Here is a 20226-nt window from a genome sequence, read left to right on the forward strand (position 1 = left end):
ACTTGTGTGTTTGCCTGGGATCCCGCGTGAAATTCAGCCTGCCGAAAATTGCTACCGCCCCTTTCTGCCCGCCGGAAGTGGCCGGCTCCGTTGTCGTTGATCCCAAGGCGTCGTTCTTCAAACGTGCGCTGATGTTCGCCGGCCCCGGCCTGTTGATTTCCATCGGCTACATGGACCCCGGCAACTGGGCGACCGCCATCGAAGCCGGGTCGCGCTACGGCTACAGCCTGTTATTCGTAGTGCTGCTGGCCAGCTTGGCGGGCATGGCGGTGCAGTGCCTGTGCTCGCGGCTGGGTATCGCCACCGGTAAAGACCTGGCGCAACTGTGCCGCGAGCGCTACAGCAAGCGCTCCGCGCGTACCCAATGGGTGCTGGCGGAAATCTCCATCATCGCCACCGACCTCGCCGAAGTGCTCGGCTGCGCCCTGGCATTTCACCTGCTGCTGGGTGTATCGCTGACCACCGGGATCGTCATCACCGCCTTCGACACGCTGTTGATCCTGGCCCTGCAGAACCGCGGTTTCCGCCGGCTGGAAGCGATCATGCTGGCGTTGGTCGCGACCATCGGTGTGTGTTTCTTCATTGAACTGGTGCTGATCAAACCCTACTGGCCGGACGTACTCAGCGGCTTCACCCCCTCGCTGTCAGCCATCAGCGATGCCGCGCCGCTGTACTTGGCCATCGGCATCCTCGGTGCGACCGTGATGCCGCATAACCTCTACCTGCACTCCTCGATTGTGCAGACGCGCCTGATCGGCAAAGACCTGGCCAGCAAACAGGACGCGGTCAAGCTTGCACGCATCGACACCATTGGCTCCCTGGCCTTGGCCCTGTTGGTCAATGCGGCGATCCTGGTGCTCGCCGCCGCAGCGTTCTACAAAACCGGCCATACCGACGTGGTGGAGATCCAGGACGCCTATCATCTGCTCGACCCGCTGGTGGGCGGTGCGTTCGCCAGCATCCTGTTCGGCATCGCCTTGCTGGCCTCGGGCCAGAGTTCGACCTTCACCGGTACGATTGCCGGGCAGGTGATCATGGAGGGTTACCTGAACCTGCGCATCCCCTGCTGGCAGCGCCGCCTGATCACCCGTGGACTGGCGCTGATCCCGGCGTTCCTCGGCGTGTGGCTGATGGGCGACGATGCCATCGGCAAGCTGCTGATTCTCAGTCAGGTGGTGCTGAGCCTGCAGTTGCCCTTCGCGTTATACCCGCTGATCCGCATGACCGGCGACAAACAACTGATGGGCCCGTTCGTCAACCGGCTGCCGACGCGGTTGCTGGCGTGGTTTTTGTTTGCGGTGATCAGTGGGGCGAATGCGTGGTTGATCGGGCAGTGGCTGTTTTGACTCACCGATCCCAATACGGCACCGTCCCAAAACATTCCACAAAATAATCGATCACCGTGCGCACCTTCAGCGACAGCCTTCGGCTACCCGGCCACAACGCCGCGATCTGCTGGGGCTCCAGGGTGGTCGCCACTTCGTATTCGGTCAGCACCGCTTGCAAGGTGCCGGCGCGCAGGCCTTCACCGATCAGCCAGGAGGGAAACACCACCAGCCCCAGACCCTGCTCGGCGGCGTGGGTCAGGGTGTCAGCGTGGTTGCCGGTGATCGGGCCCTTGACGCTGTAGGCGCTCCAGTCGCCGTGGTCGCGGCGGAAGAACCAGCGCTCCTGGCCTTTTATGCCCTTGTAGGCCAGGCACTGGTGGTTGACCAGTTCGTCGGGATGGCGCGGCGTGCCGTGCTGCGCCAGGTAGGCGGGGCTGGCGGCGAGGCGAAAGCGTTGCGGCGCGAAGATCCGCGCCTGCATGCTGGAATCATTGAGCACGCCAATACGAAACAGTAGGTCAGTGCCATCCTGCAGCGGGTCGACGAAGGTATCGGTCTGCTGGATGTCCAGTTGCAGCTTCGGATAGCGCCGGCACAGCTCCCCCAGCCATGGCGCAAGGTGACGCTGGCCGAACACCATGGGCGCATTGATGCGCACCAGCCCGCTGGGTTCGCTGTCTTGCTCCTGCAGGGCCTGGCTCGCGGTTTCCAGCTGCTCCAGCATCAGCCGCGCGTGTCGCCCGAGCAGGCGTCCGGCTTCGGTCGGGCTCACGGCACGGGTGTGGCGGTACAGCAACTGCTGACCGACGGCTTGTTCCATCAGTTGGATCTGCCGGGAAATGGACGAGGGCGCAAGGCCTTCGCGGCGTGCTACCTCAGAAAAACTGCCATGGTCCAGCACGGCGACGAACAGGCGCAGCGCCTTGAAACTCAGTTCATTCAAACCCTGCATCATGACTCCAGGCTGTGCGTTTTGCGCAAAGGTGTTGTCTGCATGCTGCCATTTATCGCACAGCCAGGCCACTGGATAATGCACGCCTGTTTTCTTCTTCAAGCGCAGGTGATGTATGCAGGCACATTCTATCGAGGGTACGGCGCAGTCCCGGCCGAAGCGAAACGTTCTCCGGCTGCTGTTGTTGCCGTTGGTCATCCTCGCGGGCATGGGGCTGTCGGTCGAGGCCGGTTTGCTGGGGCCATTGGGTGTGCAGGTCGGGCATTTATGGGCGACGTTGAGCATCTTTGGCGTCGGCTCGGCGATCCTGTTCTTGCTGTTGCTGTTCAGCGGCCCGCAAAAGGGCCCGGCCTTCACCCAACTGCCGCGCTGGCAGTTGATCGGTGGTTTCCTGGGACCGATGTACGTGGTGGTGCTGACCCTGGCCACGCCCCATATCGGGGTGGCAATGACGATGATTGCGATCCTGTCCGGGCAGGTGGGCAAGAGTGTACTGATCGACCATTTCGGCTGGTTCGGCACGGCGCGCAAGCGGGTCAATGTAGAGCGCTGGATAGCCCTGGCGCTGATTGTGGCGGCACTTGTTTTGATTGCACGAGGGTAAGGCGATGAATCTGTTTGTGTTGTTGGTCGTGGTGGTCGCCGCAGGGGCGGTGTTGAGCGTGCAGGCTGCCATCAACGGTCGCCTGGGGCAGACTGTTGGGGTATTGCGCAGCAGTCTGTTGACCTTTGCGGTCGGTGCGCTAACCACCGCACTGTTGATATTTTTCTTCGAGCCCGCCCAGGCTGTCAGTTTGTTGGACGTCCCGAAGTGGCAGCTGACCGGCGCCTTGTTCGGCGTGGTGTACATGATGGTAATGGTCGGCGCGGTGCCGGTGGTCGGTACGGCGGTCGCCACGGTGGCAGTGATCGTGGGGCAATTGGGCATGGGCATGCTGATCGACAATTTCGGCTGGCTGGGCAACCCGGCGATCGAACTGTCCGGCAGCCGGATCGTCGCGATGCTGTGCCTGGCCCTGGCACTGGTGTTCATGTATCGCAGCAATACGCGCCAGGCCGACTGACGGCGCTGAACCTTGGCGTCGCGCCTTGGGTCACTGTTTCAGGTGTGGCGTTCGCTGCACCGCGACGACCATGAAGAAGGAGTCTGACCATGCCGGATCAAACCTGTGCTTGCCCACACTGCAAATGCGTACTGGGCATCGACGCGGTCATGAAGGACGGGAAGGGCTATTGCTGCCAGGGCTGCGCCGAGCATCACCTGCACGGTGAGCCCTGCGCTGCGGCGACGGGCTGCGAATGCGCCAAAGCGGCTGCCAACGCGAACTGAACCGTCCAATGTGGGAGGGGGCTTGCTCCCGATTGCGGTGTTTCAGGCACAGATGCAGTGACTGACACTCCGCCATCGGGAGCAAGCCCCCTCCCACATTTTGATTTGCATCAGGCCTCGGGAACGCCGTTTTTCCAGGCTGACCAGTTGTTCAGGATCGCCTGTACCAGCGGATTGCCCGTGCGGTACAGGTTCTCCAATGCCGGTACGAAACCGCCTTGATCGGCGTACTTGAGCAGATTGTCCACTTCGCTGTAGCCCGGATATGGGCGGTCGAAGTCGGAGCCTGCACGCACCACGGCCAGGCGCTGGATATCCACCAAGCCTTCACGGCTGGCGCGCAGCAGCGCTTCGTAAGTGGAGTTGTCTTCCTGCTGGGTGGTGCAGTATTCGCCCTTGTTGTCCGTGAGCAGTTTGGTCCACACCTCGGCGCGCTCGCTCAGGCGGGTACCGGAGAACCAGGTGTTGCCCGCCAGGGTGTCGCAGCGGGTGACTTGCGGCGGCTGATTGGCCGGGGCGGCGGGGTAGTGCTTGCGCCAGGCGGCGGATTCCTTGCTTTCCGTCAGCTCCACCTTGTGCGACAAGGCGAACGCCTTGGCTTGCAGCTTGGGGTTGAGCTCGAACACTTCAGTCTTGTAGTCCAGCGGCGGTTTTTCATTGGGCCCCTTGGTGTTGATGCCGATATAACCGGTCGGCCACTCCTTGGGTGCATCCCGTGAATCCAACTCCCACTGTGTACCGAATTCCACCAGGTAATGCGCCCAGGCGGCGGTACCGATGGTGCCGTGCTTGGGGCTGATACCGGCAATCCCGGCGATCAGGAAATAACTCTGGCGCAGGTCGAACTTGGGTGACAAGGCCAGGGCCAGGGTCGATGCGGCGGCGTTGGTCTGGCCCATGCCAGTGACCAGCAGGCACACGTCCTGGGTGTTGCAGCGAATCACCGGGTATTCGGCGGACAGGCCCGGCACGCGCACTTGCTGCTTGAGTTCCAGGCGGTCGATCCAGGTTTGCGCCTCGGGGGCGAACATGGTGATCAGCATGACCTTGGGTTTGATCGGCGCGGCGTTGTCTGCCAGCACCAGGTGGGGCAGCAGGGCAAGGCCCATGGCCAGCGAGAGGCGGGTAAAGGTATTCATCTGCAGCTCCTTGATCAGAATTGGTAGCCCACGCCGGCGTAGTAACCCCAGCCGTCTGAGCGGGCGCGGAAGTTGCCTTCGCCGAAATTCAACTCGCTGCCATCCTCCCAGTTGCCGCCGTTATGAAAGTAACGGCCGACCAGGGTAAAGCGCAGGTGGGTGAACGAGTACAGCAACACGTTGGTGGCCACCAGGGAATTGGCGGTGCGCGCCGGGTTGTCCTTGTGCAGGTCCGAGCCGAAATCATAGTTGGTGAAGCCGATGTAGGTCAGCGAGGCGCCATTGTCGAATTTGCCGATGGGCACGATGTATTTCATCTGTGCGCGGTAGCCGTCCCAGGAATATTCATTGCTGGCGCCGTAGTTTTCCCATTGGTAACGCCCGTAGAAGTTCGCCGACAGGTTGACCCGCGAGTGGGTGTCGATATCGGTGCCAAGGCCGCTGTACAGGGTGTTGGCGCGGTTCTCCTTGTTGCTGCCGTGGTCGTAGATCCAGTCGAACGCCACATACCATTCCTTGAACGGTCCGATCGCCAGGCTGCGGCCAGCGAGGTAGTCGATGGAGATTCGCGGCTCATGCTCCATGAACACGGGCGAGCCATGGTCCCAGGCGCCTTTGTCATTGCTGTTGCCGATGCCGAGGATCTTTGGCACATCGATGTAGCCGTACAGCTCGAACGGCCCCTTGCGCCCGAAATACTCGTACTCGAGGTAGACGTCATCCTGGGGCTTTGGACCGAAGCTGATGTCCTTGCTGCCGATCAGCGTCAGGTCCTGGTTGAACCACTCCGATAGGTAGACGCCTTTTTTTGCCGGCGGGTTGGCCTCGGGGCTGAGGGTTTCGCCCTGTGCTGAGTCATCCGCGGGTTTGTCCTGCGCCAAAATGGGTGCACTGAGTACTCCCGTAACGGCGGCCAGTAGCAAGGAAACACCAAAGCAAGCGCGAGGCGTTGAGGTGGGGTGCATTGAAAATCCCTATTCGTACGCGGTTTGAACCCGATTGCGCGGGTGGAATGAACCTGGTGGCCAAGTTCGTTCCGCAAACGTTTGCATAGGCTGTACCAACTTTGCTCAATCGTCTGAAAGGCCTGCAAAAAAGCCTGATTAGTCGTCTTTATGGTCAGAAATGACTGGGTGTCATTTTTTCCAGATGATTGCCGGTCTCGCGCCGATACTCACTCGGTGTCTGGTTCATCTCGATGCGAAAGTGCCGGTTGAAATTGGACAGGTTGGCGTAGCCGACTTCGAAGCAAATATCCGCCACCGACATATCGCTTTGCAGCAATAACCGGCAGGCGCGCTGCACGCGGAATTTGCGCATCAGCTCGATAAAGCCATGGCCGGTCGTGCGTTTGAAGAAGCGCGAGAAACCCGGTTCGCTCATGTCCAGTTGCCGGGCGATGTCTGACACGCGCACCTCGCCGCCGAGTTCCCGCATCAGGTAGGCGAAGGCCTTGTTGATGCGTTCGGCGCTGCGCGGGTCCAGGGTCGGCGCGTAGCGCGGGCTGGCCAGCACCTTGAACTGGCGGGGCGGGGCGTTCTTGAGGGTGTCGAGCAGTTGCAGGAACAGGATCAACCGTTGCAAGCCCTGGGCGCTGCCGATGGCTTCCATCAACCGCGCCGCGTGCACCGCTGTTTCGCCGGTGAACTCAAGGCCGCGTCGCGCGTGTTCGAACAGCGGCTGCAGATTGCCGAGTTCCGGCAGGGCCTTGCGCAAGGCGAGGAGGGCGGCGCCGTCGAATTGCAGCACCACGTCACGACCGCTCAGGCACTCGCCGGGTGCCAGGTCGCCAATCCAGTCGTGGGGCAGGTCGGGGCCGATCAAGGCGACATGGCCGGCACTGAATGCACCGATATAGTCGCCCGCCACCAGCTTGCCGCTGCCGTGGCGAATCAGGTGAATTTCGAACTCAGGGTGATGGTTCCAGCGCGCCAGCTCAATCGGGTAGTCGTGTTCGAACCAGCGAAAGCAGTGCTCCGGTTCGGGCAGGATCACTTCCAGTTCGGCGGGACGGTGCTCGAACAGTGGGGCGCGGATGGGCATGCGGCTGCCTCTTGTGCGTTGGGTACCCGCCAAAATACCCGCCTCGGCAGGCATGGCGCTACCCCCGGCGTCGCCCCGCACTGATACTTTTTTGCGCCTGGGGTGCCGGTTAAAAAAGTATCGGTCGGGCATCCGCCACGGGTTTGTGAGAAACCGGCCCAAGCTGCTGTAATCGGCGCTCAACAACAAAAACAACCGGTGGACACCGCCATGCTATCAACCCGCAAAGCCACGCTTGCCCAAACGCTGTTGCTGCTCTCCGGCCTGGCCATGAGCCTGCCCAGCCAGGCCGCCGAGACCCTGACCATCGCCACGGTCAACAACAGCGACATGATCCGCATGCAGCGCCTGTCCAAGGTGTTCCAGGCGCAGCACCCAGACATCCAGCTCAATTGGGTGGTGCTCGAAGAAAACGTGCTGCGCCAGCGCCTCACCACCGATATCGCCACCCAGGGCGGGCAGTTCGATGTGCTGACCATCGGCACCTACGAAACCCCGCTGTGGGGCGCCAAACACTGGCTGGAGCCACTGACCGACCTGCCGGCCGACTACGATGTCGAGGACATCTTCCCCTCGGTGCGCCAGGGCCTGTCGGTGAATGGCACTCTCTACGCCTTGCCGTTCTACGGCGAAAGCACCGTGACCTATTACCGCACCGACCTGTTCAAACAAGCCGGCCTGAGCATGCCCGCCAATCCCACCTGGACCCAGCTCGGCGAATTCGCCGCCAAGCTGACGGTGAGGGACAAAGATCAATATGGCCTGTGCCTGCGCGGCAAAGCGGGTTGGGGCGAGAACGTTGCGTTGCTAAGCACCATGGCCAATGCGTTCGGCGCGCGCTGGTTCGATGAGCAATGGCAGCCCGAACTGACCAGTCCCGAGTGGACGGCTGCGGCCAATTTCTACGTCAACAGCCTCAAGCAATACGGCCCGCCGGGCGTGTCGAGCAATGGCTTCAACGAAACCCTGGCGTTGTTCAACAGCGGCAAGTGTGCGATCTGGGTCGATGCCAGCGTCGCCGGCTCGTTCACCACCGACACCGGCCAAAGCAAAGTCGCCGACCGCGTAGGCTTCGCTGCGGCGCCCACTGAGGTCACCGATAAGGGCTCTTCCTGGCTCTACGCCTGGTCGCTGGCCATCCCGGCCACCTCCAAGCACAAAGACGCTGCCAAAGCCTTTATCCGTTGGGCGACGTCCAAGGATTACATCCAGCTGGTCGCTGAAAAAGAAGGCATCACCAACGTACCGCCGGGCACGCGGCAATCAACCTACAGCGAGGCGTACCTGAACGCGGCGCCGTTTGCCCAGGTCACGCTGCAGATGATGAAGCACGCCGACCCGGCGCACCCCTCGGCCAAACCGGTGCCGTACGTGGGCATCCAGTACGTGACGATTCCCGAATTCCAGGCCATCGGCACTTCCGTCGGCAAACTGTTTTCGGCAGCGCTCACCGGCGGCATGACGGTCGACCAGGCGCTGCAGCAGGCGCAGACCACCACTGAGCGCGAGATGAAGCGTGCCGGTTATCCGAAGTAACTTCACAGGACACCTCGATGAAACGACTTGAAGGTAAGAGCGCGCTGATCACCGGATCGGCGCGGGGGATTGGCCGCGCGTTTGCCCAGGCCTATATCCAGGAAGGCGCCACCGTCGCCATTGCCGATATCAACCTGCAGCGCGCCGAACAGACGGCGGCCGAGTTGGGCCCCCAGGCGTATGCGGTGGCGATGGACGTCACCGACCAAACCTCCATCGACGCGGCCATGGCCGCCGTGGTCGCCCATGCCGGCAAGCTGGATATTCTGGTGAATAACGCGGCACTGTTCGACCTGGCCCCCATCGTCGACATCACCCGCGACAGCTATGAACGGCTGTTTTCGATCAACGTCGCCGGTACGCTGTTTACCTTGCAGGCCGCCGCGCGGCAGATGATTCGCCAGGGCCACGGCGGCAAGATCATCAACATGGCCAGCCAGGCCGGACGACGCGGCGAGGCGCTGGTGGCGGTGTATTGCGCGACCAAGGCGGCAGTGATCAGCCTGACGCAATCTGCGGGGTTGAACCTGATCAAGCAGGGCATCAACGTCAATGCCATCGCCCCGGGTGTGGTGGACGGTGAGCACTGGGATGGGGTGGATGCGCTGTTCGCCAGGCATGAGGGCCTGGCGCCGGGCGAGAAGAAAAAGCGGGTAGGCGACGAGGTACCTTATGGGCGGATGGGCACGGCGCAAGACCTGACCGGCATGGCGATCTTCCTGGCTTCGAAGGAGGCTGACTATGTGGTCGCACAGACCTACAACGTCGATGGTGGCAATTGGATGAGCTAGAGCCATCGGTCACCCGGGGATCTCCATGTCCGGTCACTCGGCAAAACTGCGGTCGAAGAAGTAAATCTCTCCTGGCTTCAACATCTCCAGCGTCGCCTGTGGCCTGCCGCCTTCACCCTGCTTCTTGCGCCCCGTCTCACGCAAATATCCCGCTTGCGTCAGCTTCAACAACCGCTGGCGCACGCTGGTCTTGAGCACCGGCCGCGCCAGTACCAGGGAAAAGATCGCGGTCGCTTGCGGCGCACTGAACTCCTTGCCCAGAAACATCAGCGGCAAGCTGCTGTACAGCGCTTTGGACAACAGCCGTTCCTGCACCGCCGCGACGATCAGGTTGTGATCGAAGGGCAGCTTGATGCTGCCGTCCGCCACCGCGTTGAGGGAAAACCAGGCCTGATGTTCACTCAGCGTCACCTCATCCGCCACAATCGCCAGGTAGTAAGTGGACGACGACCAGCAGCGCGGGTCGCGAAACGCGTCGCCCACCGTGCCAACCTGCTCGCTCCAGGCCAGCTCAAGGCCGACTTTGTCACTGGCGCGCAACCGTTCCACGGCATCCTTGAGGCTCAGATCCTGCACACCGCCATTCACCACCACACCCGGCAGCGCCCAATGCCCGGCGAAGGGCTCGGCGTCACGTTTGTTCAGCAGCAGTTTGAGTTCGCCCGAGGCGCGGCAGTAAAACACTGCGCACAGGTCGACGGTGTGGAGGTAGGCGCTAAGTGGCATGTGAAGTCCTTCTGAACGGCAGTAGGGCACAGTCTAACGGATCGAACCGCTATGTCATGTACTTGCTGAAGTACCGGTAAATAAATGTTTCTTGCAATGAAAGTACATGACATGTACTTTTGTTGCCAGGCCACCGGAGAATCACCATGACCCTCGCCAAAACTGCCATCGCTTCATTCGATGTCGACGCCCAGAAGAGCTTCACGCCGTTGTGCCCCGACGAGTTGCCCGTCGTCGGCGGAGATCTGATCGGCGCTGAGCTCAACTACATGGCCAGCCTTGCCGGGCATCGCATCGGCAGCAAGGACGCCCACACCCCACACGCGCCCTGGGTGGTCGCGCAGCACAGCCAGATGCTGCAACCCACGGGCCTCGTTCACGCCGATATCACCTGGGTCAGCCACTGCGTACCCGGTACCGAGGGCTTCACCTTGCTGGATGAGTTGCCCACCCCGTATGACTACGACTACTTCATCTGGAAGGGTGTCGAACCCGACCTGCACCCTTACGGCGCGTGCTACCACGACCTGCACGACAAGTTGTCGACGGGCGTCATCGAATACCTCAAGGCCCACGGTGTCGTGCGCGTCATCGTTGGTGGCCTGGCCCTGGACTACTGCGTCAAGACCACCGCCTTGCAACTGCTCAAGGCCGGGCTGCAAGTGGTGCTGCACCTGCCGGCGTGTCGGGGCATCACTGAGGCGGGCGGGGTTCAGGCCGTCAATGCGGTGCTCGAGGCCGGCGCTGTCATCAGCAGTACCCGCGAAGAACTGGCCGCGATGGCCACGCGTTAAGGAGACTCACCATGGAAAGTGCGTATGACGATAAATCCCCGGTCATCCAGGGCTTGCTCGACACCGATTACTACACCTTCACCATGATGCAGGCGGTGCTGCACCAGCATCCCAACGTAGACGTGGAATACAACTTCATCGTCCGCTCCAGGGAAAAACTCGGCCACCTGATCCCGGCGTTGCGAACCGAGCTGGAAAAGCTTGCCGGCCTGCAGATGCGCGAAGGCGAGCTGCGCTTCCTGTTCAACCCGCGTTTTCGCGAATACCTCACGCCGGATTACGAGCGCTTCCTTGGCCTGTTTCGCTTCGACCTGCGCTATATCCACGTCAGTGAAGTAGACGGCCAACTGAACATCCGCGTGATCGGCCCGATGCTGCATTGCATCATGTTCGAGCAACCGGTCCTGGCGCTGGTCAGCGAACTGCGCAACCGCGACAAATACCCTGACGTGACCCTCGAAGACGTCACCCGCAAGCTGTATCAGAAGTTCGACTGGCTGGAGAAGAACCTCAGCCGCGAGGAGCTCGCCGACCTGCGCGTTTCCGACTTCTCCACCCGCCGGCGCCTATCGTTCAAGGCCCAGCGCGAAGTAGTCGACATCATGCGCCGCGACTTTCCCGGCCAGTTCCTTGGCACCAGCAATGCGCACCTGGCCTACGAATTCAACTTGCCACTGATCGGCACCATGGCCCACCAATGGCTGATGGTGCATCAGCAACTGGGCCGTCTGCGCGAAAGCCAGAACGCCGCCCTGGAGAACTGGGTGCGCGAGTACCGTGGCCGTCTCGGTATGGCCCTGACCGACTGCATCAGCACCGATTTCTTCCTCAAGGATTTCGACCTGTACTTCGCCAAGCTCTACGACGGCCTGCGCCAGGACTCGGGTGACCCCATCGCCTGGGCCGACAAAGTCCTGGCCAGATATAAGGAACTCGGCATCGACCCCATGACCAAAGACCTTATGTTCTCCGATGGTCTGAATTTCGAAAAATGCCTGCCGATCCTGCGGCACATCCGTGGCAAGGCGCGGTTCGGCTTCGGCATGGGCACCAGCCTGGCTTGTGATGTGGACGGCGTCGAGCCGCTGAGTATCGTCATGAAGCTGGTGCGGGTACACGGTGAGCCGGTGGTGAAATTCTCCGATGACCCGGTCAAGAACGTCTGCGAAGACCCGTCGTTTTTGCAGTACGCGGCACAGGTATTCAACGTTGGTAGCGTGGAGGAATGACATGCAAACTCAAGAACGGATCGCGCGTGAACTGAACGTCAACCGCTCGCTGGGCAAAGGTGGCGAGCCCGAGGAGATTCAACGGCGCATCGACTTCATCAAGACCACCTTGCGCCATTCAGGTTGCAAGGCGCTGGTGCTGGGCATCAGCGGCGGTGTCGACTCACTGGTCGCAGGCCGCCTGTGCCAGCTGGCGGCGCAGCAACTGCGCGAAGAAGGCTACGCCGCGCGCTTTATCGCCATGCGTCTGCCCTATAAGATCCAGGGCGACGAACACGATGCCCAGGCTTCCCTGGACTTTATCCTGCCGGACCATATCGACACCCTCGACATCGCGGCCAGTGTCGACGGCCTGATGGCCAGCCTGGCCGCCGCCGAAGCCAGCGCCGCCCAACTCGATTTCATCAAGGGCAACGTCAAGGCCCGTGCGCGCATGATCGCGCAATACGCGGTCGCCAACCTGCACAATGGCCTGGTGGTCGGCACCGACCAGGCGGCCGAAGCGCTGATGGGCTTTTTCACCAAATTCGGCGACGGCGCCTGCGACCTGGCGCCGCTGTCCGGCCTGACCAAAACCCAGGTGCGCCTGCTGGCCACGGCCCTTGGCGCTCCAACGAACCTGGCATACAAGCCACCCACCGCAGACCTTGAAGAATTGGCACCGGGGAAACTGGATGAGGACGCCTACGGCTGTTCGTATGAAGAAATCGATGCGTACCTGATGGGCGAGCCGGTGAGTGAGCGGGTGAGGGGATTAGTCGAGGCGGCGTACAGCAAGACAGCGCACAAACGTGCGCTGCCTTTCGTGCCGTTGTGATCAACGCTCGATCGAACGACTCCATCGCGCGTTCCACTCCGGACGTGCCTGGTTGACCTGGTCCCAATCGATTGAAATCGCCGTCTGCAGATAACCCTGCATCGCCTCGACCCGCGCCCGGGTCTTGTCGGTGGTCGGCGTGGTCGGGTTTGACGGGATCTGGTCACCGTCTTCCAGCGCTGGCGCCTGGGCTTGGGCGCTGAGCAGGAAGGCCGCGAGCTTCTGCGCCAGTTCCGGCTGGTCATTGCGCGCGATCACGCATTCGGCCACGTTCAGCACGACTGCGCCTTCCTTGGGTTGCGCATACTCCATGGGCACGCCGAGCAGTTTCTGGGTGGCGACCTGGGTCGGCGTCAGGGGGAAGATCGCCGCTTCGTCGGTTTGCACCATCTCGGAGATTTTTGCCGAGCTGGCGATGTATTCCAGCACGTTGGGGCCGACGGTCTTCGGCCACGCCTTGAAGCCTGGCTCCACGTCGGCCTCGCTGCCGCCCTGGATACGGTTGAACATCAGGAAAGCGTGCAAGCCGAAGGTGGAGGAGGCCAGGGACTGGAACACCACTTTTTCCTTGAAGCGCGGGTCGGCCAGGTCCATCCAGGAGGTGGGCGCGGCCCAGCCGTTTTCCTTGAACATCTTGGCGTTGTAGCCAAGGCCCGTGACGCCGAGGGTCACGGCCACGGCCTGGTCCTTGATTTTAGCCTTGGCCGGGATCTGTTCCAGGGTCGGGCTGGGCGCCAGTTTGTCGCACAGGCCCATGGAGATGGCGCGGTACATGATGCCGTCGTCGAGGAACATCACATGCATCTGCGGGTTGTCCTTGTTGGCCTGGACCTTGGCAAGAATGTCCGACGAGGTGCCCGGCACGATCACCACCTTGACGTTGTTGGCCTTCTCGAAGGCGGGCAGCACTTTATCGGCGTAGACCCGCTCCATGGTGCCGCCGTTCATACCCAGGTACAGCGTAGGCGCGGCATGGGCATTGGACGCGAGCAAGGCGAGGGACAAGCAGGACAGCGCGGTACGTGGGTTCATGGGTTTTTCCTCTCAGGCTTGGAAACGACGGATGGAAAACGCTTCAATGGGCTGACGGCTGGCACCCTCGCAGACGATTTCTGCCAGGGCTTCACCGACCGCAGGGCCGAGCTGGAACCCGGCGCCGGCAAAACCGAAACCGTGGAGCAGGCCGGGTTGGGTGCTGCTGGGGCCGATCACCGGTTCATGATCGGGTAGATAACCTTCGGTGCCGCTCCAGGTACGGATGGCCTGGGCCCCGCGCAGAAACGGGTACAACTCACCCGCATTGCGCAGGATCTCCAGCACCGCCGCCTGGCCGGGCCGGGCCTGCTGCGGGCCAAGGGCGAAGCCGCGACCACCGCCGAGGATGCAGTTGCCGCGCGCCACTTGCCGCGCATAGATGCCGCCGCCTTCGACGCCGGTGCTCACGTTCATCACCCTCGGCAACGGCTCGGTCACCAACATCGCCGGGTGTGCCGAGATCATCGGCACCGGTTCGCCAAATTGCGCGGCGACGCTGCCGGCCCACGCACCTGCGCAGTTGAGCAGCCATGGCGCTTGCAGGTGCAGGCCATTGGCGCAGTGCACCTGGAAGCGCTGGCCGTCATGGTCGATGCGGCTCACCTCTGCCTGCTCATAAACCCAGGCGCCACTGCGCTGCGCCGCTCGGGCGAAGGCCGGCGATACCAGGCGCGGATTGGCGTGGCCGTCGTCGGGGCAGAGCGAGGCGCCCACTGCGATGTCGCCCACCCACGGGAAGCGCTCGCGCAACTGGGTGTAATCGAGCAATTGCAGGTTCAGGCCAAAGCCACGGGTGTGTGCGGCATAGGCTTCAAGCGCGGCAAAATCCCCATGACTGCGCGCCAGTTTCAGGTGTCCGGAGCGCACGTACTCGCCGTCGATGCCGATCAATCCAGGCAGGTCGGCCCACAGTTGATGGGCGCGCTGCGACAGCGGTAACTGATGCAAGGGCCGTCCTTGACGTCGCACGCCGCCGTAATTCACGCCGCTGGAATGCGAGCCGCAAAAGTCGCGCTCGACCAGCGCCACCCGCTGACCCTGGCGCGCAAGCATCAAGGCCGCCGACGCGCCAACAATCCCGCCGCCCAACACAATAACGTCGATCACGGCTGCACCTGCACGCCGAACGGCAGCGGCTTGACCGGCGCCTGGGCACGCAGGCGCCCGACCTGTTCAATGCTCCGCCCGCTGCGCTCGGCGACAATCTCCGCCGCCGCCAGCCCGCACATGCGCCCCTGGCAGCGGCCCATGCCGACGCGGCAATGGGCCTTGACCCGGTTGATCTCCCAGTGGCCTTCATCCACCACAGCGCGCACCTCGCCCACACTGACTTCTTCGCAGCGGCACAGGGTCAACGCATCCGGTGCCTGCGCGGCCCATTGTTCAGGGAAGGGAAACGCGGTTTCCAGGCCCTGGCGAAAGCGCTGGATGCGCGCCAACTGCTGTTCCAGCCGGGTGATACGACGCTGATCGACCCCCTTGCCGATATCTTCCAGTACGGCCAGCGCTGCACGCTCACCGGCCAATTGCGCCGCATCGGCGCCCATGATGCCGGCACCGTCGCCCGCCAGGTAAACCTGCGCCACGCTGCTGCGCCCGGCGCTGTCGCGGCGCGGCAACCAGGCCCGGTTCAGGCGGTTCCAGGCAAACGCGCAACCGAGCAGGTCTGCCAGTTGCGTCTCACTGCGCAGCGCGTGCGCGAAGGCCACGGCGTCGCACGCCAGGCGCTGTTCGCCCCAACGAATACCGCTGACCCGCTGTTCGCCGTCGATCTGCCGCAGGGTTGCGCCCTGATGCACGGCAACCCCGTGGGCGGTCAGCCAGGCGCGGTAGTACACGCCCTTGGCCAGGGTCAGCGGCTGCCCGAGCAGCGCCGGCAGCGCACGGCATTGGGCGCTGAACGGCGCGCTGTCGAGAACCGCCACGACCTGGGCGCCGGCCTTGGCATATTGGTAAGCCACTAAATACAGCAAAGGCCCCGAACCACAGAACGCAACACGCTCGCCGATGGCGCAGCCCTGATATTTCAACGCAATCTGGGCCGCGCCCAGGCTGTAGACGCCGGGCAAGGTCCAGCCTGGCACCGGCAGGATACGGTCGGTGGCCCCGGTGGCGACGATGACCCGCGAGTACTCGACGCGCTCGGCACGGCCCTCTGTGAGCGTGTCCAGGCAGGCGTCTTCGGCATTCCACACCAGGGTGTCGGGGCGATAGTCGATCAGCGGTGCCAACTCGTCCAAGGTGCGATGCACGGCTTGGGCCTTGCCCGCTTCGAAGCCGTAAAGCTGCTTGGCCGAGCGTTGGAAGTTCACCGGTTGGCGCCGATAAACCTGCCCGCCGCCGCGCAGGCTTTCATCGATCAGGCACGGCTTGATGCCATGCTCGAGCAAGGTGCGCGCCGCCGTGATGCCGGCCGGGCCTGCGCCCACAATCACAATCGGCTTCATGCGTGGCGCCCCGGTTCACGGCTGATCGCCTGGCCCTCTTCCAGCAACGTCGAACAAGCGCGTACGCGGCGCCCGTCTGCAAGGCGCACCCAGCAGTCCTGGCAGGCGCCCATCAGGCAGAAACCGGCACGGCGCTCAGCGCTGAAGTCGCTGCCGCGCAGGTGCTCGGCGCAGGTCAGAATGGCCGTCAGCAGGGTGTCGCCGAGCAGGCCTGCGGCCGGTTGGCCGTCCAGGGTGAACGCCAGGGCAGGGCGCTGGGTTTCAGCGAGTCGCTTGAACAGGGCCATCAGTGTTTCCCCACCAGCACGCGGTCCAGGCCGTACACCCGGTCGAGCAGAATCATGGTTGCCGCCGTCAGCGCGATCACCAGCGCCGAGACCGCCGCCATCATCGGGTCGATGGACTCGGTGGCATACACGTACATGCGCACCGGCAGGGTTTGCGTGGCCGGGGAGCTGACGAATATCGACAGGGTCACCTCATCGAAACTGTTGATGAACGCCAACAGCCAGCCACCGGCCACGCCCGGCAGAATCATCGGCAGCGTGATCTGGCGAAACAGCGTAAAGCGGCCGGCACCGAGGGATTCGGCGGCCTGTTCGGCACTGCGATCGATACCGATGGCGGCCGCCAGCACCAGGCGCAGCACATAGGGCGTGATGATCACCACATGGGCGAGCATCAGCCAGGTGAAGCTGCCATTCACGCCCATCAGCGCAAACAGGCGCAACAGGGCAACGCCCAGGACCAGGTGCGGGATGATGATCGGAGACAGAAACAGCGCACTGAAAAAATCCCGTCCTGGAAATGAATAACGACTGATCGCCAAAGCCGCCGGCACCGCGATCAGCGTGGCCAGGGTCGCGGCGGTAAACGCCAGGATCAGGCTGTTATAGAACGCCTGGATAAAGTCGGCGCGCTCGAACACCGCACGAAACCAGCGCAGGGAGAAGCCCGACGTGGGCAGGCTCAAGGTGTTTTCCGGGGTGAAGGCCACCAGGCACACCACCACCAGCGGCGCCAGCATGAACACCACCACCAGGGCGTGGAAACCGAGGGCCAACGGACCGTTTCTAGACATGCGCTCAAACCCCCAGGGACTTTTTGTAGCGGCCTTCGACCATGCGGTTCCAGCTCAGCATGATCAGCAGATTGACCAACAGCAGCACCACGGCGATGGTCGCGCCCATGGGCCAGTTGAGTTCCGAGAGGTATTGGTCGTACACCACCGTGGCGACCATTTTCAGGCGGCGCCCGCCGAGCAGGCCGGGGATGGCGAACGAACTGGCGGCCAGGCCGAACACAATCAGGGTGCCGGACAGTACGCCGGGCATCACTTGGGGCAAGACGATCTGGCGCATCACCGTGGCCTGGCTGGCACCCAGCGACAACGCGGCCTGCTCAGCCGAGGGGTCGAGCTTCTGCAAGGAGGTCCAGACCGGGATGATCATGAACGGCAGCATCACATGCACCAGCGCGATGATCACCGCGAACGGTGTATACAGCAGCTTCACCGGGCGGCCGCCGAGCATTTGGATCACTTGGTTGACCAGCCCGTCGGCGCCGAGCAACAGGCTCCAGCCAAAGGCGCGCACCACCACCGAAATCAGCAACGGCGTGAGGATCAGGATCAGGAAAATCGAGCGCCATGGCGTTCCCATGCGGCTGAGAATATAGGCCTCCGGTACGCCGATCACTACGCACAACAGGGTGACCAGCGCACTGATCCAGAAGGTGCGCCAGAAGATCTCGTAGAAGTACGCATCACTGAACAGCGACAGGTAATGGGCGAAGGTCCACTCATCGGCCTTCACGCCTACCTGGTAATCGAACACGTTGAACGACAGCACCAGCGTCAGGCCCAGCGGCAGCACCAAAAGCCCGGCAAACAGCACCAGCGCCGGCAGGGACAGTAAGTAACCCCGGCTCATGGGTGCACCTCGTCCGGCGCCAAGACCCGCAACAGGTCCGCTTGCCAATCCAGGCCCACTGCCGCGCCGTTGCCCAGCGGCGCGCTGCCGTCGTTGCTGCGTACCACGGTGATTTCGCCGAGGTCGGTATGGACCCGGTACAGCCACTGGCTGCCGAAGAAGTAACGGTCCAGCACCTTGCCCTGCAAGCGACCCGAGCCCGCGTCCAGCAGCTGGATTTTCTCCGGGCGCAGGCTCAGGGTCAGCGCGCCAGCGCCGCCCGTATGGCGCACCTGCGGGATGCCCAGGGCATCGTAGTCGCCGGCGAGCAGATTGGCCTTGCCGACGAAGTCCGAGATAAACCGTGTGCGCGGGTGCTCGTACAACCGGTAGGGCGCGTCGATCTGGGTCACGCGCCCGGCCTGCATCACCACCACGCGGTCGCTGATCGATAGCGCCTCGGCCTGATCGTGGGTGACCATCAAGGTAGTGATGCCCACCGCGCATTGAATACGGCGGATTTCAAATTGCATTTCTTCGCGCAGGTTGGCGTCGAGGTTCGACAGCGGCTCATCCAGCAGCAGCACCGGCGGCTCGATCACCAGCGCGCGGGCCAGAGCCACGCGCTGGCGTTGGCCGCCGGACAGTTGCCGGGGGTAGCGTTCGGCATGGGGGGCCAGGCGCACCAGCTCCAGCACGGTCTTGACCTTGGCGGCGATCTCGCCGGCGGGCACCTTGTGCATCTTCAGGCCGAAGGCGACGTTGTCGCGCACTGTCATGTGCGGGAACAGCGCATAGCTCTGGAACACTACGCCCAGGCCCCGGCTGGCGGGCTTGGCATGGGTGATGTCGCGACCGTCGAGCAGGATCTGCCCGCCGCTCACATCGACGAAACCGGCGATCATCTGCAAGGTGGTGGTCTTGCCGCAACCCGAGGGGCCGAGCAGGGAAACGAATTCGCCTTTTTCCACCGCAAGGTCGGTGGCGACTACCGCATCGACGGCGCCGTAGCGTTTGCTCAAGGCGCGAAGTTGGAGAAATGCCATGTCTGCGTTCCACCTGTTTGAGTCGCGTCGAAACGCGCTTTTTTTGTTTTGGGCAGATGCGAAAGAACAGTTGTGGGTGCGCTGGCGCTCGATCTTCGGTCGGCTGCCGGTTGTTGTTCGTTTCGCCCCTGTGGACGCAGATTAGGACGAAGACTAGAGTGGACGGAAGACAGTATTTCACTGAATGGATGATTATTTTCTGTTTTATTCATTCATCAGAATTTAGTTGGAGATAAGGCGTGAATGATTCCACTGAGCGGAATGAAGGTGCCAGGGAAGTTGGCTCGGGTGGCGTCTCTCGCCTGTTCGCACTGCTGCGCATCCTGGGTGAAGTGCCGGAAGGCGGTGAACGCGTGACCCAGCTTGCGCAGCAGGTCGGCCTCTCGCAACCGACCACCCACCGCCTGCTGCGCAGCCTGATGGACGAAGGCATGGTTGAGCAGGACGCGCGCAGCAAGCGCTACCGTTTGAGCCTGGAGTTTTTTGCCCTGGCGGCGAATGCCGGCAAAACCGGCAACCTGCGCGACCTGGTACGGCCAAGCCTGTTGCGTTTGAGTGCGTCGCTGGGCGATTCGCTGTTCCTGCTGGCCCGCAGTGGCTTCGACGCGATCTGCCTGGACCGCAGCGAAGGCCCGTACCCGATCCGTACCTTCACCGGCGATATCGGTGGGCGCGTGGCGCTAGGCGTGGGGCAGGGCAGCCTGGCGATCCTGGCATTCCTGCCTGAGGAAGAGCGCGAAACGGTAATCCGCTACAACCTGCCACGGCTCAAGGATTTCCATGTGTACGACGAGGTGCTGTTGCGTTCGGAGGTCGAGAATGTGCGCAGCCTGGGGTATGCCGCGCGCAACACGGGCGTGCTCGAAGGCATGGCCGGGCTGGCGGTGCCCATTCTCAACCGTGACGGGCATGCGGTGGCGGCGTTGAGCGTAGCGACCATCAGTGATCGCCTGGGGCCGAGCCGTTTGCCGATGGTGGTGGAATTGTTGAAGCGCGAGGCGGCGGCGATCGGGCCACGGATCAATCCGTTTGATCCGACGTTGCGCCGGCCTTCGCAGGCGTTTGGTGGGTAGTCCATTTCTGATGCGTTGGAACTGCACTGT

Annotated in this window: 23 protein-coding genes; 11 read left to right on the forward strand and 12 right to left on the reverse strand. The window is 62.7% G+C overall.

Features of this window, described 5'->3' with window-relative positions; all coding sequences use genetic code 11:
• The first annotated feature begins 26 nt into the window (after positions 1–26).
• A complete protein-coding gene (locus C4J92_RS11720; protein WP_124370452.1) occupies positions 27–1346 on the forward strand; it encodes an Nramp family divalent metal transporter in 1320 nt (439 codons plus the stop codon).
• Position 1347: 1 nt separating this feature from the next.
• On the opposite strand, the gene C4J92_RS11725 is transcribed toward C4J92_RS11720, so the two are convergent.
• Positions 1348–2280 carry a LysR family transcriptional regulator gene (locus C4J92_RS11725; protein ID WP_124405796.1) on the reverse strand — a complete coding sequence of 311 codons (933 nt, stop codon included), beginning with the start codon at positions 2278–2280 and terminating at the stop codon, positions 1348–1350.
• A gap of 115 nt (positions 2281–2395) precedes the next feature.
• Between C4J92_RS11725 and C4J92_RS11730 the strand changes: the two genes are divergently transcribed.
• The 3 genes from C4J92_RS11730 to C4J92_RS11740 all read left to right on the forward strand — a co-directional run bounded on the left by C4J92_RS11730 (position 2396) and on the right by C4J92_RS11740 (position 3610).
• Positions 2396–2884 carry a DMT family transporter gene (locus C4J92_RS11730; protein WP_124362518.1) on the forward strand — a complete coding sequence of 163 codons (489 nt, stop codon included), beginning with the start codon at positions 2396–2398 and terminating at the stop codon, positions 2882–2884.
• Positions 2885–2888: 4 nt separating this feature from the next.
• Positions 2889–3344, forward strand: a complete 456-nt coding sequence (locus C4J92_RS11735) for a DMT family transporter (protein WP_124362519.1) — start codon at positions 2889–2891, stop codon at positions 3342–3344.
• An 89-nt stretch (positions 3345–3433) separates the two neighbouring features.
• Positions 3434–3610 carry a metallothionein gene (locus C4J92_RS11740; RefSeq protein ID WP_124403943.1) on the forward strand — a complete coding sequence of 59 codons (177 nt, stop codon included), beginning with the start codon at positions 3434–3436 and terminating at the stop codon, positions 3608–3610.
• Between the two features lie 110 nt (positions 3611–3720).
• Here C4J92_RS11740 and C4J92_RS11745 read toward each other — a convergent pair whose 3' ends face one another.
• The 3 genes from C4J92_RS11745 to C4J92_RS11755 form a co-directional block, all read right to left on the reverse strand.
• The gene (locus C4J92_RS11745) at positions 3721–4749 is read right to left on the reverse strand and encodes a purine nucleoside permease (RefSeq protein ID WP_124403944.1); all 1029 of its coding nucleotides are present in this window, start codon (positions 4747–4749) and stop codon (positions 3721–3723) included.
• Positions 4750–4763: 14 nt separating this feature from the next.
• On the reverse strand, positions 4764–5714 hold the full coding sequence (locus C4J92_RS11750) for a nucleoside-specific channel-forming protein Tsx (protein WP_124366757.1): 951 nt from the start codon (positions 5712–5714) through the stop codon (positions 4764–4766).
• Between the two features lie 154 nt (positions 5715–5868).
• The gene (locus C4J92_RS11755) at positions 5869–6792 is read right to left on the reverse strand and encodes an AraC family transcriptional regulator (RefSeq protein ID WP_124403945.1); all 924 of its coding nucleotides are present in this window, start codon (positions 6790–6792) and stop codon (positions 5869–5871) included.
• Positions 6793–7002: 210 nt separating this feature from the next.
• Between C4J92_RS11755 and C4J92_RS11760 the strand changes: the two genes are divergently transcribed.
• Positions 7003–8328 (forward strand): sugar ABC transporter substrate-binding protein, encoded by a 1326-nt coding sequence (locus C4J92_RS11760; protein WP_124403946.1) that lies wholly within the window; start codon positions 7003–7005, stop codon positions 8326–8328.
• 17 nt (positions 8329–8345) lie between these two features.
• Entirely contained in the window at positions 8346–9119 is a 774-nt protein-coding gene (locus C4J92_RS11765; RefSeq protein WP_124403947.1) for an L-iditol 2-dehydrogenase, read from the forward strand.
• Between the two features lie 33 nt (positions 9120–9152).
• Here C4J92_RS11765 and C4J92_RS11770 read toward each other — a convergent pair whose 3' ends face one another.
• Positions 9153–9845: an NUDIX hydrolase gene (locus C4J92_RS11770; protein ID WP_124366761.1), complete on the reverse strand. Its 693-nt coding sequence runs from the start codon at positions 9843–9845 to the stop codon at positions 9153–9155.
• Between the two features lie 146 nt (positions 9846–9991).
• Here C4J92_RS11770 and C4J92_RS11775 point away from each other — a divergent pair, with 146 nt between their 5' ends.
• Genes C4J92_RS11775 through nadE form a run of 3 tightly spaced genes read left to right on the forward strand, consistent with a single transcriptional unit; the run spans position 9992 to position 12685 of the window.
• Positions 9992–10639 (forward strand): isochorismatase family protein, encoded by a 648-nt coding sequence (locus C4J92_RS11775; RefSeq protein WP_124403948.1) that lies wholly within the window; start codon positions 9992–9994, stop codon positions 10637–10639.
• A gap of 11 nt (positions 10640–10650) precedes the next feature.
• The gene (gene pncB / locus C4J92_RS11780) at positions 10651–11868 is read left to right on the forward strand and encodes a nicotinate phosphoribosyltransferase (RefSeq protein ID WP_124370460.1); all 1218 of its coding nucleotides are present in this window, start codon (positions 10651–10653) and stop codon (positions 11866–11868) included.
• A 1-nt stretch (position 11869) separates the two neighbouring features.
• A complete protein-coding gene (gene nadE, locus C4J92_RS11785; protein WP_124403949.1) occupies positions 11870–12685 on the forward strand; it encodes an ammonia-dependent NAD(+) synthetase in 816 nt (271 codons plus the stop codon).
• On the opposite strand, the gene C4J92_RS11790 is transcribed toward nadE, so the two are convergent.
• Genes C4J92_RS11790 through C4J92_RS11820 form a run of 7 tightly spaced genes read right to left on the reverse strand, consistent with a single transcriptional unit; the run spans position 12686 to position 19123 of the window.
• Positions 12686–13717: an ABC transporter substrate-binding protein gene (locus C4J92_RS11790; protein ID WP_124370462.1), complete on the reverse strand. Its 1032-nt coding sequence runs from the start codon at positions 13715–13717 to the stop codon at positions 12686–12688.
• A 12-nt stretch (positions 13718–13729) separates the two neighbouring features.
• Positions 13730–14827 carry an FAD-binding oxidoreductase gene (locus C4J92_RS11795; protein WP_124403950.1) on the reverse strand — a complete coding sequence of 366 codons (1098 nt, stop codon included), beginning with the start codon at positions 14825–14827 and terminating at the stop codon, positions 13730–13732.
• Positions 14824–16167 (reverse strand): NAD(P)/FAD-dependent oxidoreductase, encoded by a 1344-nt coding sequence (locus tag C4J92_RS11800; protein ID WP_124403951.1) that lies wholly within the window; start codon positions 16165–16167, stop codon positions 14824–14826. The genes C4J92_RS11795 and C4J92_RS11800 overlap by 4 nt, the downstream gene beginning before the upstream one ends.
• Complete coding sequence (locus C4J92_RS11805) at positions 16164–16454, reverse strand: (2Fe-2S)-binding protein (protein WP_124366768.1); 291 nt, start codon at positions 16452–16454, stop codon at positions 16164–16166. The genes C4J92_RS11800 and C4J92_RS11805 overlap by 4 nt, the downstream gene beginning before the upstream one ends.
• The gene (locus C4J92_RS11810; protein WP_124403952.1) at positions 16454–17248 is read right to left on the reverse strand and encodes an ABC transporter permease; all 795 of its coding nucleotides are present in this window, start codon (positions 17246–17248) and stop codon (positions 16454–16456) included. Before C4J92_RS11810 ends, C4J92_RS11805 begins: the two co-directional genes overlap by 1 nt.
• A 4-nt stretch (positions 17249–17252) precedes the next feature.
• On the reverse strand, positions 17253–18098 hold the full coding sequence (locus C4J92_RS11815; RefSeq protein WP_124403953.1) for an ABC transporter permease: 846 nt from the start codon (positions 18096–18098) through the stop codon (positions 17253–17255).
• Positions 18095–19123 carry an ABC transporter ATP-binding protein gene (locus C4J92_RS11820; RefSeq protein WP_124403954.1) on the reverse strand — a complete coding sequence of 343 codons (1029 nt, stop codon included), beginning with the start codon at positions 19121–19123 and terminating at the stop codon, positions 18095–18097. The genes C4J92_RS11815 and C4J92_RS11820 overlap by 4 nt, the downstream gene beginning before the upstream one ends.
• Here C4J92_RS11820 and C4J92_RS26975 point away from each other — a divergent pair.
• The gene (locus C4J92_RS26975) at positions 19122–19268 is read left to right on the forward strand and encodes a hypothetical protein (protein ID WP_164487532.1); all 147 of its coding nucleotides are present in this window, start codon (positions 19122–19124) and stop codon (positions 19266–19268) included. The genes C4J92_RS11820 and C4J92_RS26975 overlap by 2 nt on opposite strands.
• A gap of 94 nt (positions 19269–19362) precedes the next feature.
• Positions 19363–20196: an IclR family transcriptional regulator gene (locus C4J92_RS11825; RefSeq protein ID WP_124403955.1), complete on the forward strand. Its 834-nt coding sequence runs from the start codon at positions 19363–19365 to the stop codon at positions 20194–20196.
• The last annotated feature ends 30 nt before the right edge of the window (positions 20197–20226 follow it).

Source organism: Pseudomonas sp. R3-18-08 (assembly GCF_003852065.1).
Classification (GTDB): Bacteria; Pseudomonadota; Gammaproteobacteria; order Pseudomonadales; family Pseudomonadaceae; genus Aquipseudomonas.